This window comes from Flavobacterium anhuiense (assembly GCF_004151235.1).
Classification (GTDB): Bacteria; Bacteroidota; Bacteroidia; order Flavobacteriales; family Flavobacteriaceae; genus Flavobacterium; species Flavobacterium anhuiense_A.
On sequence record NZ_JUIV01000006.1, the window covers coordinates 1 to 14,234 of the forward strand.

The window sequence follows — 14,234 nt, forward strand, 5'->3', positions numbered from 1 at the left end:
AATGATAAATCCGTTACCGAAATAAGTAACTTTTACAATTCCGACTGAAAGGAGGAATCACACTAGTAACCACAAAGATTGTCGACTACTGTTGAGGAATTCCCAGTGTGATTTCTCCCTTCGGTCGAAATGACAAAAAAAGCAAAAAATAAAAAAACAATGTTTTCAAAAAATAAAAAGTACAACATCAAATTAAAAACTGCTTTCCTAATGTTATCGACTGTGTGCATTCAAGTGACAGGGCAAACAACCGCATGGAAACCAGCCTCATTTGAAATTGTAAAATCAAAATACAAAACGTTCAAAACAACACAATATGCTCATGTATTTTCGGGAAGCAAACACAATATAGTTCGTTTAGCTCCGGAATTAGAAGGCTTGACAGGAATTGAACTTCCTTTAGATAAATATAAAAACGGAACTAATGCATCTTTACAATTGAAATTTAAAGAACCTGTAACTATTTTGGTTGGTATTTTTCAGGAAAATAATTCAGAATATCTTCAAGCTGATAAACTTCAAAACAGCAAGTTAGTTTTAGAAAACGGGATAACTATAACGGGATTGCCTTCAGTAAATGTTTATGCGGTTTCTTTTTCAAAAGGAACACAAACATTAAATTTTGGAAAAGGATTATTTGCTTTTTTAGGAGTTGTAAAAGCCTCAGAAAAACTTGAAGCAAGAAATGCCAATTTCCCAGACGGAAAACTTTGGAATCCAACTTTTATTGTAGAGGGATTTTCAGATGAAAAACCGCTTTTCGAAATTATTGGCGGAGAAAACAAACCCGTTATTGATGAAGGAATGTCTGGAACAGAAGGAATTCAAGGTGGTTTTGAAGGCGGACGTGTGGTAAAAGTCGGCGATACTTATCATATGTTTCCAACCGAAAGAGCAGGAGAAAAAGGCGTTGATTACTATTATGATCGTGTAAAAACCAAAATCGGACATTGGACAAGTAAAGATGCAATTCATTGGAAAAGAGAATCTACCATCTACCAAGCGAGTGGTGTTTATGCTGTTACAGAAGATGATAACCCGATGAATGATCGTCGCGCGGCGATTTGGTCGTATATGTCGGTTTTCAATGAAAAAGCAAATAAATGGTACGGCTATTATTTGGCTTATACTGTTAGCAAAGAAATAGAACCGAATCATTCCTTTGGAAGAATCTGGCGTTGTGAGTCGACTGTAGAAGGAATCAATGGAATTGGCGGACCTTATAAAGATATGGGAATCATTATGGAACCGGGATTAGATTCTCAGCCTTGGGAAGGTCGTCAGGGTGTTGCTTCATTTTTTCCGTATCAGGTAGGCGATAAATACTTTGGATTTTATAGCGGTGCGTATCCGTTCAATTCATGGGCAGATTATCCGAAGAAATCAGGAAAAGGATGGTTTGTGGCTTTAGCGGAATCAAAAAGTTTAGAAGGTCCTTGGTTGAGGATGAACAAAGGTTTGGAACCAATTAAAACCATGCATCCGTTATTCGTAGAAAACCCAATTGTAAGTCAATTACCAAACGGTCTGTACATCGCAATTTTCGACGGAGGTCCGGACGGCTGGGGACATCATTTACCAAATATGATTGCGTATTCGTTATCAGCAGATGGTGTTAATTGGGCAGAAGCACATTATCTGCCAATCGAAACCAAAGTAGATAAATGGTGGGATATTATGAGAACTCCGCTTTGCTTAATTCCAGAAGGAAATGACGTTTATACCATAGTATATAATGCAATCGATTTGAAAAGAAGATTTCATCCAACAGGAATGGTAAAAGTAAAACTGAATAGAGATGTGATGGATTTGCGTTTGAAAGAATTGAAGAAATAGAAGAGAGTGGGGGAAGAAGAAAGATGCAAGAAGCAAGATTTTTGAATATAGAATATAGAGCATAGAAAATAGAACTTTGCGACTCTGCGACTTTACGAGAGCTAAAAAAACTTGAAAAAAAACTTAGTCCCGATAGCTATCGGGATAGCGCCTTCGTGGCAAACTAAACATAACCAAAATGAAAATTAAATATCTAATCCTAGCCATTTCAGCACTTGCCATAACCAGCTGTGCAACCAAATACAAGAAAAGAGAAATTACCGACAGCGTAATGCAGGAGATTTACGAAGAAATCAAAACGCCTTATAAATACGGTTTGGTAATGGTTCCTGCAGACAACTCATACAAAATGGATTGTCCGAGTGTGTTTAGAAAAGATGGGAAATGGTATATGACATATTTAATTTACGACGGAAGAGGTTACGAAACCTGGCTAGCAGAAAGCGATAATCTTTTAGACTGGAAACATCTGGGAAAAATAATGTCGTTCTCAGAAAATGAAAAGCATTGGGATGTGAACCAAAAAGCAGGATATATTTCGTTGCAAGACATGACTTGGGGCGGAAGCTACGAATGGGAAAAGTACGATGATAAATACTGGATGAGCTATTTTGGTGGAGACAGCAAAGGTTACGAAGCAGGCGTTTTATCAATCGGAATGGCTTATACCAAAGAAGCGCCGACAAAACCACATGAATTTCAGAGATTAGAAAATCCGGTTTTAACACCAAAAGACAAAGATGCCAGATGGTGGGATAATAGTACGATGTACAAAAACAGTGTTATTCGTGATAAAGATAAATTGACAGGACATAATTTTATCATGTATTATAATGCTCGTGGAGATAGTATCAATCCTGCTAAAGGCGCGGAACGTATCGCGATGGCAGTATCAAACGATATGAAACACTGGCAACGTTATGGCAGTAAGCCGTTAATCAATCATCATAAAGGAATATCGGGAGATGCTTATATTCAGCGAATTAATGATACTTGGGTGATGTTCTATTTCGGAGCTTTCTGGACGGGTTGGAATCAAGGTGCATTTAACCGTTTCGCGGTTTCAAATGACTTAGTAAATTGGACGGACTGGAAAGGCGATGATTTAGTTAAATCATCAGAACCATACGACGATTTGTTTGCGCATAAATCATTTGTAGTAAAACATGATGGCGTTGTGTATCATTTTTACTGCGCCGTTAACAAAGCAGAACAAAGAGGAATTGCCATTGCAACGTCTAAAGATTTAGGAAAAAGCAAATTGAATTTTGTGGCTCCGCCGGAGAAAAAGAAGAAGAATTAAGAAAAAGTACGTTTTAAACCTGTCAGGTTTAACGACCATAAGATAAATAAAGACACAGTTTTGTCATTTCGACGAAGGAGAAATCTCCACAAGTAGCTCCACACAGAAAAACTACCAATCTTTGTAGAATATCGGGCGAAGATTCCTCCTTCGTCGGAATGACAAAAAAACTAAAAATAAAATAATGTTTAAAACCAATCATATTCAGCAATTTTTCAACTTTCGACTTTCGACTTTCGACTTTTTGACTGTAATTTTACTATTCACAACTTACACGCAGGCACAATCTGTAACAGGAGAACCGGCGGGAGTTCCAGAATTGCATAAAAAATACGAATTTGCTCCTTGGGAAGATCCAACGGTTACAAGCATTAACAGACAACCTTCAAGAGCAACTGCCTATTCATATGCAACTGTTGAAGACGCTTTAAAAGGCGACAGAACCAAAAGCCGAATCCAAATGCTAAACGGCGATTGGAATTTCAAATACGCTGTAAATTTAAAAGAAGCTTCAAAAGATTTCTATAAAAATACTGTTTCAGGCTGGGATAAAATTGAAGTGCCTTCCAACTGGGAAATGAAAGGATACGATAATCCAATTTACAAAAGCGCTGTTTATCCATTTAGACCAATAAATCCGCCTTATATTCCTAAAGATTATAATGGAGTTGGTTCTTATCAACGCAGTTTTACCGTTCCGGAAAACTGGAAAGATATGACCGTGACTTTACATTTTGGAGCTGTAAGTTCAGGCTTTGAAGTTTGGTTAAACGGAGAATTTTTAGGTTATGGCGAAGACAGTTTTCTGCCATCAGAATTTGATATTACACCTTATTTAAAAGCGGGAGAAAATGTAGTTTCAGTTCGTGTAATTCGTTGGACGGATGGCTCTTATTTAGAAGATCAGGATCATTGGCGCATGAGCGGCATCCAGCGTGAAGTTTTCATTATGGCCGAGCCAAAACTGCGTATTCAGGATTTCTTTGTTCAAACTAAATTGGATAAAGAATACAAAGATGCTATTTTCAAATTACGTCCAAAAGTGGAGAATTTGACTGGAGCAAAAATCAAAGATTATACGATGAATGTTCAGTTGTACGATGCCAATAATACTGCTATGTTCAAAGAACCGCTTCAAAGACCTGTGATTGATTTAATCAATGAAAGTTATCCTCGTTTGGACAATGTTCCTTTTGGATTCTTTCAGGAAACGATCAAAAATCCTAAGAAATGGAGTTCAGAAGAACCGAATTTATACACAATGGTCATTTCGATAAAAGATAAAAATGGCAATGTTACCGAAGCTAAAAGCTGTAAAGTAGGTTTCCGTTCGATTGAATTTTCGAAAGAAAACGGAAAAATGCTCATCAACGGAAAAGAAACTTACGTTTATGGCGTAAACCGTCACGATCATCATCCAACAAGAGGAAAAGCGGTTACGAGAGAAGATATCAAACAAGATATAACCACTATTAAAAAGTACAATTTCAATTTTATACGTACGAGCCATTATCCAAACGATCCTTATTTCTACGAATTATGCGATCAATATGGAATCATGGTGATGGACGAAGCAAACCAAGAAACGCACGGAATTGGAGGTAAATTAAGCAACGATCCGCTTTGGACAAATGCATATATGGAAAGAATGATCCGAATGGTAGAACGCGATAAAAACCATCCCTCTGTTGTAATGTGGAGTTTGGGTAACGAAGGAGGAAAAGGCCCAAATCATGCTGCAATGTCGGGCTGGGTTCACGATTTTGACATTACACGTCCAGTGCATTACGAACCAGCACAAGGAAACGCCAAATTAGACGGATACATCGATCCACTTGATCCACGTTATCCAAAAACAATCGATCACGCGTATCGATTCGAAAATCCGCAGGATGATTCTTATGTCGATATGGTCAGTCGTTTTTATCCTGGCGTTTTCACACCAAAATTTTTAGTGGATCAAAAGAAAGACACACGCCCAATTATTTTCGTTGAATATTCGCATGCGATGGGAAATTCAGTTGGAAATTTAAAAGAATTATGGGATGAATTCCGTTCGCTTCCAAGAGTGATTGGAGGCTGTATTTGGGAATTTAAAGATCAGGGAATCGTGAAATTTGATTCCAGATCTGGTCAGAATTATTTTGCTCATGGAGGAGATTTTGGTGAAAAATACCACGATGGAAACTTCAATACAAAAGGAATTGTAGATTCTAACGGAAAACCAAAAGGTTCTATTTTTGAAAACAAATGGGTTTATCAGCCAGCGATTTCGACTTTAAACGGAAATCAGTTAGAAATAAAAAATCGTCAGGCAGTTAAATCTTTGGAAGGATATATTCCGGTTTTAAAAGTATTAGAAAACGGAAATGTAATTAAAACTCAGATTTTAAAACCGTTCAAAGTAGAAGCAGGACAGTCAACAACTTTAGATGTTAGTCCGTATCTTCCAAAAATGAAAGCCGATGCCGAATATATTTTAAATATAGAATTCCAGCTTTCAAAAGAGGAACTTTGGGCAGCAAAAGGTTACGCTGTCGCGGAAGATCAGTTTGTGTTGAAAAAGAAAGAAGTCGTTTCGCCAGAATCCAAAAAAGAAACTTTAAACGTTTCTGAATCCGATTCTGATTTCAAAATCAAAGGAAAAACTTTTGACATTACAATTGGAAAAACAAACGGAGCTTTAAGTTCGTATGTATTTAATGGAGAAGAACAAGTTTTTGCACCGCTATTACCGAACTTCGTAAGACCACTTACAGACAACGATAAACGCGGATGGAAATCGCAAAAGTTATTGAAACAATGGTATAAATCAAAACCAAAATTGGTTAACATTTCAATCGATAAATCAGCTTCAGAAATCAAAATAACAAGCGATTACGAAGTCATAAAAGACAGCGCAAGTGTAAAAGTAATCTACAACATTTTATCAAACGGATTAATAAAAGTAGATTACAGTTTAAAAGCCTCAGACAAACTGCCAAACATTCCAAAAATTGGAATGCAAATGGGAGTTAAAAGAAACTTCGACCAGATTTCATGGTACGGAAAAGGTGAACTAGAAAATTACAGCGACAGAAGTTTTGGTTCGTTTGTTGGGAAATATTCGCTTCCAATAAATGATTTTATCGAACATTATCCAAAACCACAGGAAAACGGAAACCGATGCGATGTAAGATGGATGGCACTTAGTACTCCACAGAAAAACAACGGATTTTTAGTGGTAAATGATACTAAAGTTTTAAGCATGAGTGCATGGCCATATACACAAGAAAATCTAAGCGCATCTGGACATACGTATGATTTGAAAGATCCAGGATTTTTAACGCTGAACATCGATTTAATCCAAATGGGAGTGGGAGGAAACGACAGCTGGACGATTGTAGCACAGCCATTAGAACAATATCAGATTAAGTCTGGAAATTATGAATACAGTTTTTATTTGACGCCTTTCAGCGGTTCGAAGGATGAATTGGAAAATAGTTTGAAGAAGTTTAAATATTAGATTACGATTTATCCTAACAGGTTTCCAAAACCTGTTAGGTATTTGTATTTATTGATAAAGTATATTTTAAGTACAGTTTGTCATTCCGACGAAGGAGGAATCTCCACGAGTAACTCCGCAAAGAAAAGCCAATCTTTCTAGAGCATCTTACGAAGATTCCTCCTTCGTCGGAATGACAAACAAAACGGTTAAAGACAATAAAAATGTTTCAAAAAAAATACCTCTTTTTTATACTCTTTTTGGCAAGCATCATCTCTGCGCAGGAAGTCCATAAAAAAGAATCCTTTCAGCCAACATTAGAATCCTCCAAACCTTGGGTGTATTGGTATTGGATGAAATCGGCGTATTCTAAAGCGGGAATCACAGCCGATTTAGAAGCGATGAAACAAGGTGGAATTGCGGGTGCATATTTAATGACCATTAAAGGGCCAGCTAATCCGCCATTGCTAGACCCGCCGGTTTTACAGTTGACGCCTGAATTTTGGGATATGATTCATTGGGCTTTTAAAGAAGCCGATCGTTTGGGGCTGAAATTGGCTTTTCACGGAGCAGACGGATTTGCAGTTGCAGGTGGGCCTTGGATTACACCAGAAATGTCGATGCAAAAAGTAGTTTGGTCAACAGTCGAAATTTTAGGCGGAAAAAAAGTGGTTTCAAAACTGCCAGTTCCAGCGCATTACAAAGACTATTATAAAGACATTGCCACTTTTGCTATTCCGATTAAAGAATACCAAATCACTTCGCAAATGCAATTGCCAAAAGTAACGACATCCAACAACACCGATGCCTCGTTTTTGGCAGATCCTAAAAAAGACGAAAACTTCAAGTTTGCAGATGCAGGTTGGATTCAGTACGAATTTGCACAGCCTTTTACTTGTAAATCAATAGTTATTGAAACTAAAGGAAGAGATTTTCAGGCACAGCGTCTAATTGTAGAAGTGAGCGATGACGGCGTTAATTTTAGATTCCACGAAAGAATGATTGCACCACGTCACGGCTGGCAGGATATGGATTTCCCAAACACACATACGATTACGCCTGTAACAGCAAAATATTTCCGATTTGTTTATGATCCAAAAGGAACAGAACCTGGAGCAGAAGATTTAGATTTTGCGAAGTGGAAACAGAATCTGAAAGTGAGTAAAATTACGCTTTCAAACCAATCGTTGATTAATAATTACGAAGGAAAATCGGGAGCAATCTGGCGTTTGACTGCGGAGACTACAGACAAAGAAATTCCGAATTCAGATGCATTCAAAAAATCAGAAATTATCAATATATCCAATTTTGTAGATGCTGATGGAAACTTAAACTGGAAAGTACCAAAAGGGAAGTGGAAAATTATCCGAATGGGACATACCTCTACAGGACATGAAAATGCAACAGGCGGAGCAGGAAAAGGGTTGGAAGTAGACAAATTCAATCCAGAATTAATTCGTTTTCAATTGGATCATTGGTTTGGAGAAGCCGTTCGTTCTGCTGGGCCAGAACTGGCTTCAAAAGTGCTAGAAATCCTTCATTTTGACAGTTGGGAATGCGGAAGCCAAAATTGGTCTTCGGTTTTTCAATCTGAATTTAAAAAGAGAAGAGGTTACGATATTGTAGAATATTTGCCTGTAATGGCTGGAATTCCGATAGAAAGTGCCAATTTCTCAGAGAAAGTTTTATACGATGTTAGAAAAACAATTGCCGATTTAGTTGCCGATAATTTCTACGGAACTGTCGCTCAAATTGCCGAAGAATATAACGTTAAGTTAAGTTCAGAAAACGTTGCGCCAACGATGATGAGCGATGCTTTATTGCATTATAAATATGTTGACTATCCGGGTGGTGAATTTTGGCTGAAAAGCCCAACTCACGATAAACCTTTTGATATGGTCGATGCCATTTCTGGCGGACATATTTACGGGAAAGATATTATTCAGGCCGAATCTTTTACGGCTCTGCGAATGGATTGGGACGAACATCCCGGAAATCTAAAAACAACGGCAGATCGAAATTATGCTTTAGGGATTAATCGTTTATTCTATCACGTTTTTGTACACAATCCGTGGACGGATAGAAAACCCGGAATGACTCTGGACGATATTGGAACCTTTTTTCAAAGAGACCAAACTTGGTGGAAACCTGGGCAAGCATGGTTTGATTATTGCCAAAGAGTGCAGTTTCAGTTGCAAAAAGGAAAACCTGTGATTGATTTAGCGGTTTTTATCGGAGAAGATTTTCCTTCTCGTTCTTTTGTTCCCGATAGATTAGTGCCTTTTATGCCAAATGTGTTTGGAAAAGAAAGACTCGAAAGTGAAAAAATCCGTGTAGAAAATGAAGGTCAGCCAACGGCAAAAATGCCAAAAGAAGTGACCTATTCTAAAAATATCACCGATTTATCACAATGGATTAATCCGTTAAACGGTTATCAATATGATTCTTTCAATGCTGATGTTTTGATTAATGGTGCGAAAGTCGTGAACGGAAAAATTTCATTTGAAGGCGGAATAGAATATGGAGCTTTATTCTTCCCAGTAAGTCACAAAATGGCGCCAAACAAAATGCTTTCTTTGGCTTCCGCCGAAAAAATCCTGCAATTGCTAAAAGACGGAGCAACGATTTTTGTAGATGAAAAGCCAACTATTCAACCAGGAATTCAATCAGAAGCAGACCAAAAGAAATGGCAGCATGTAATTGATGAAATCTGGAATAACAGTAATTCATCTTCATGGAAAATCGGAAAAGGAACGGTTGTCAAATTACCGTATTTAGGAAATGATTTTACTTCAATTGGAATCACGCAAGACGTTTATTTTCCAAGTTTAAACAGAGCCGATTCAGAAACATTAGCGTGGACACATCGAAAATCGGATACAGAAGATATTTATTTCATTTCCAATCAAAAAGCAGAGAAACGTTCTTTTGAGGCTTCTTTCAGAATTTCAGGGAAAGTTCCGCAATGGTACAATCCCGTTACAGATCAAACTTCGGCTTTAGCTAATTGGAAAATAGAAAATGGAAGAACAATTGTTTCGATAACTTTAGATGCCAACGAATCTGGTTTTGTGATTTTTAAAGAAGAAACGAAAGAAGTTGTAGTAAAAGGAAAATCATCTGAATTGGAGAAAGTGCAGGCTTTAGATGAAAACTGGGAATTGCAATTTGATCCTGTTTTTAAAGGGCCAAAAGAAGTAATTAAAACAAAAAAGTTTTTCGATTGGAGTGTTTCAGAAAATGATCAAATCAAATATTATTCAGGAACTGTAGTTTACAGAAAAGATTTTGTTTGGAAAGGAAAAAGCACAGATAAAATTTGGCTGGATTTGGGCGAAATTGACAATATCGCTCAAATCAAAATCAATGGAAAAGATTGTGGAACACTTTGGACTTTCCCTTTCAAAACTGATATTTCAAAAGCTTTACAAAAAGGAAAAAATACTATAGAAATTAAGGTGACAAATACCTGGAGAAACCGATTAATTGGTGATCAAAAATTGCCAAAAGAAGAAAGACTAACATGGACAACAGCTCCGTTCCGTTTAGAAGGAGAGCCATTGTTAAAAGCGGGATTGTTAGGTCCAGTTACGATTTTACAAGAGAAATAAATGTTAGCCCGAATTCACGAATTTTTTATTATTCTGATTTTAAAAATAATTCGTGAATTCGTGGCGGAAAAAAATAGAATATGAAAAAATCAATTATTGCATTTTTAACGATTTTAGCAAGCTTTCAAGTGAATGCTAAAATAAAATTACCGGCATTGTTTACTGATAACATGATGTTGCAGCAAAAATCAAATGCACCAATTTGGGGCTGGGCAGAAAAAAACGCCAATATCGTAATCAAAACTTCTTGGGATTCTAAAATCTACAAGGTAAAAGCAAACGCTTCAGGAAAATGGAAAACAGAATTACAAACTTCCACTTTTGGTGGGCCTTACACCATTGAAGTCTCAGAAGGAAACGAAAAAGTAACCATTAAAAATGTTTTGTTGGGAGAAGTTTGGCTTTGTTCTGGACAGTCGAATATGGAAATGCCATTAAAAGGATTTCAAGGTCAACCAGTTAAAAACGGAAATGAAATTATCGTAAGATCGACCAATAAAAATATTCGTTTAATTACGATTCCGCGTGCAACGGTTTTAGAACCTTTACAAGATTTCGAAGGAAAATGGGAAGAAGCTTCTCCAAAATCGACATCCAATTTTAGTGCAACAGCTTGGTATTTTGGATCGCTTTTGCAGGAAGTTTTAGATGTACCAGTAGGTTTGATTCATGTTTCGTACGGAGGTTCGAGCATGGAAGCGTGGATGAATCAGGAAATGCTGAAAGATTTTACCAGCGCTAAAATTCCAACCACAAAAGAAGAATTGGCAAAAGATCCAAATCGTGTTCCAACGACTTTGTTTAACGGGATGCTTTCGCCTGTAATTGGTTACGGAATAAAAGGCTGTATTTGGTATCAGGGAGAATCAAATTATGAAAGAGCAAGTGAGTATACCGCTTTAATGAAAAAAATGGTCAGCAGTTGGAGAACGTTGTGGAATCAGGGAGATTTTCCTTTTTATTTCGCTCAGATTGCGCCATTCAATTATGCTTCATTTCATCCAAAAGATTATTTGGAAAAGTATAATTCGGCTTATTTGAGAGAAGCGCAGTCTAAGGCTTCAAAGGAAATTCGGAACTCAGCAATGGCAGTTTTAATGGATGTTGGTGAAGAAAACAACATTCATCCTATGGATAAAGAAAAAGGAGGAAACCGTTTGGCTTTTCAGGCTCTGGCAAGAACATACGGAATTGAAGGTTTTGAATACGAAAGTCCGAAATACAAATCGATGGAAATAAAAGATGGTGCTGTAACCGTTTCTTTTGATGATGTTGCAAACGGAATAACATCGTATGATAAAGAAGTAACTGGTTTTGAAATTGCAGGAGAAGACAAAGTTTTCTATCCGGCAAAAACGGTTGTGAGAAGAAAGTCAGTGGTTTTGACTTCTGATAAAGTCAAAAAACCAGTTGCAGCAAGATATTTATGGAAAGATTTCGCTAAAGCGGAATTGTTTAGCGCAGGCGGTTTGCCGGTTTCTTCGTTTAGAACAGACGAATGGTAATTATGAATTGTAAATGATTAATGATGAGTTTAACGACTAGTTTGTCATTTCGACGAAGGAGAAATCTTCGCAAGTAGCTCCGCAATCTTTGTCGATCATGCAACGAAGATTTCTCCTTCGTCGAAATGACAAAAGAACTTTAAAAAGAGTAAAATTGAAATACATAAAATACATATTTCTCTTCACCACGCTTTGCCTCAAAGCGCAAATCCCTACGCTTGATAATTACAATCAGGTTTGGACAAAGCAGAGTCAGAATTCATCAGAATCGATGCCTTTGGGAGGTGGCGATATTGGTCTGAATGTCTGGGTTGAGAAAGGCGATTTGTATTTCTATTTTTCGCGAAGCGGTACTTTCGATGAGCATAATACTTTATTGAAATTAGGTCGCGTAAAAGTGACTTTAACGCCGAATCCGTTTGAAGGAAAAGATGGTTTTCGTCAGGAATTAAAACTGAAAGATGGATATGTTTTAGTTGGACAAAGTAATACTAAAATTAAACTTTGGGTAGATGTTTTTAAACCCATTATTCATGTTGATTTAGAAAGTAAAAATGCGTTGAAAATGACAGCTTCTTATGAAAGTTGGCGTTATCAAAACCGTTATCCGAAAGGAAAAGAAAATAATGCCAATTCTTATAAATGGGCACCTCAAGGAGAACTTATTACGTATAAAGATTCTATTTTATTTGAAAATAACGGAATCAAATTTTACCACAGAAACAGAGAAAATACCGTTTTTGACGTTACGGTAAAACAACAGAAAATGGAATCAGTTAAAGATCAAATGATGAACCCGATTGCGAATCTGACTTTCGGTGGATTCATGACAGGAAATAACCTAAAACCAAACGGAACCTATTTAGGAAAATATCAGTCAACAGATTTTAAAGGGTTTAATTTATCAAGTGTAAAACCTTCCAAAAAGCACTCGTTAGAAATATATTTAAACACCAATCAATCTGATTTTTCGACTTGGAATAACGGACTAAAAAGTTTGATTGCTGCAAATAAAAACACAGCCAAACAAGCAGAAAAGAACACTCAAAAATGGTGGAATAATTTCTGGAATCGCAGTTTTATTTTTACGCAAAAAAATCAATCGATAGAAAAAGATTCGGTGTATCAAATCGGACAGAATTATCAGTTGTTCCGATATATGCTTGGATGTAATGCGTACGGAAAATATCCAACGAAATTTAATGGTGGACTTTTTACGGTTGATCCAGTTTATACCAATAAAGATCTGGATTTTACACCCGATTTTAGAAATTGGGGAGGCGGAACGATGACAGCTCAAAACCAGCGATTGGTTTATTTTCCGATGATAAAAAACGGTGATTTTGACATGATGAAATCGCAATTGGACTATTACCTGAGCCTTCAAAAAAATGCTGAATTAAGAAGTAAAGTTTACTGGAAACATAACGGTGCATCATTCACAGAACAATTGGAAAATTTCGGTCTTCCAAATCCTGCCGAATACGAATGGAAACGTCCTGTAGATTACGATCCCGGAATGGAATATAATGCGTGGCTCGAATATGAATGGGATACGGTTTTAGAATTCTGTCAAATGATGTTACAGCAGAAAGAATATGCTGGAGAAGATATTCAGAAATACAATTCATTCATAATCAGTTGTCTTCGTTTTTTTGATGAACATTATCAATATTTAGCCAAACAAAGAGGAAGAAAAGCCTTGGATGGAAACGGAAAATTAATTCTTTTTCCAGGTTCTGGAGCAGAAACGTATAAAATGGCGAATAATGCCAATAGTACGATTTCGGCTTTACAAGTGATTACAGAAAGTCTTTTAAAGCTTTCTGGGAACCAATTATCAGTTGAAGATGCGGCATATTTAATTGACTTTTCAGGAAGAATTCCGCCTTTGAATTTTGGACAAATTGAAAATCATAAAGTTTTGGTTCCTGCTAAATCTTGGGAAAGAGTGAATAATTCTGAAGTTCCGCAATTGTATCCTGTTTATCCTTGGGGAATTTATGGCATTGGAAAACCTGATTTAGAAACGGCTTTGAATACATGGAAATATGATGCAGATGCTTTAAAATTCAGAAGTCATGTTGGCTGGAAACAAGACAATATTTTCTCGGCTCGTTTAGGATTGACAGAAGAAGCGGTAAAATACAATATAATGAAAATGGCGAATTCAGAAAGACGTTTTCCAGCATTTTTCGGTCCGGGTTTTGATTGGGTTCCAGACCATAATTGGGGAGGATCGGGAATGATTGGCATGCAGGAAATGCTTTTGCAGGAAACTGATGGTAAGATTTATCTTTTTCCAGCTTGGCCAAAAGAGTGGAACGTTCATTTTAAATTACATGCTAAACAAAACACTACGATTGAAGCCGAACTCTTAAACGGAGAAGTAAAGGTTTTAAAAGTAATTCCTGAAGAACGAAAAAAATACATTATAAATCTGCTTGGAAAATCTGAAGCAGAGAAAACGAAATTAAACTAACTATTACCACAAA

The 14,234-nt window shown here is 36.8% G+C and carries 6 protein-coding genes; all 6 read left to right on the plus strand.

Going from position 1 to position 14,234, the window contains the following annotated elements:
* The first annotated feature begins 159 nt into the window (after positions 1-159).
* Positions 160-1,836 carry a hypothetical protein gene (locus NU08_RS09685; RefSeq protein WP_129746934.1) on the plus strand — a complete coding sequence of 559 codons (1,677 nt, stop codon included), beginning with the start codon at positions 160-162 and terminating at the stop codon, positions 1,834-1,836.
* Positions 1,837-2,014: 178 nt separating this feature from the next.
* The gene (locus NU08_RS09690) at positions 2,015-3,139 is read left to right on the plus strand and encodes a glycosylase (RefSeq protein ID WP_129746935.1); all 1,125 of its coding nucleotides are present in this window, start codon (positions 2,015-2,017) and stop codon (positions 3,137-3,139) included.
* 184 nt (positions 3,140-3,323) lie between these two features.
* The gene (locus NU08_RS09695) at positions 3,324-6,644 is read left to right on the plus strand and encodes a glycoside hydrolase family 2 TIM barrel-domain containing protein (RefSeq protein WP_242502524.1); all 3,321 of its coding nucleotides are present in this window, start codon (positions 3,324-3,326) and stop codon (positions 6,642-6,644) included.
* Between the two features lie 203 nt (positions 6,645-6,847).
* Complete coding sequence (locus tag NU08_RS09700; RefSeq protein ID WP_129746936.1) at positions 6,848-10,234, plus strand: glycosyl hydrolase; 3,387 nt, start codon at positions 6,848-6,850, stop codon at positions 10,232-10,234.
* An 80-nt stretch (positions 10,235-10,314) separates the two neighbouring features.
* Positions 10,315-11,739, plus strand: coding sequence for a sialate O-acetylesterase (locus tag NU08_RS09705; protein ID WP_129746937.1), 1,425 nt, complete (start codon positions 10,315-10,317; stop codon positions 11,737-11,739).
* A 154-nt stretch (positions 11,740-11,893) separates the two neighbouring features.
* Positions 11,894-14,221 carry a DUF5703 domain-containing protein gene (locus tag NU08_RS09710; RefSeq protein WP_242502525.1) on the plus strand — a complete coding sequence of 776 codons (2,328 nt, stop codon included), beginning with the start codon at positions 11,894-11,896 and terminating at the stop codon, positions 14,219-14,221.
* The last annotated feature ends 13 nt before the right edge of the window (positions 14,222-14,234 follow it).

Bases quoted from the DNA above. Each gene is read 5' to 3' on its own strand.
- NU08_RS09685 (WP_129746934.1), top strand. From the start codon at position 160: ATGTTTTCAAAAAATAAAAAGTACAACATCAAATTAAAAACTGCTTTC.
- NU08_RS09690 (WP_129746935.1), top strand. From the start codon at position 2,015: ATGAAAATTAAATATCTAATCCTAGCCATTTCAGCACTTGCCATAACC.
- NU08_RS09695 (WP_242502524.1), top strand. From the start codon at position 3,324: ATGTTTAAAACCAATCATATTCAGCAATTTTTCAACTTTCGACTTTCG.
- NU08_RS09700 (WP_129746936.1), top strand. From the start codon at position 6,848: ATGTTTCAAAAAAAATACCTCTTTTTTATACTCTTTTTGGCAAGCATC.
- NU08_RS09705 (WP_129746937.1), top strand. From the start codon at position 10,315: ATGAAAAAATCAATTATTGCATTTTTAACGATTTTAGCAAGCTTTCAA.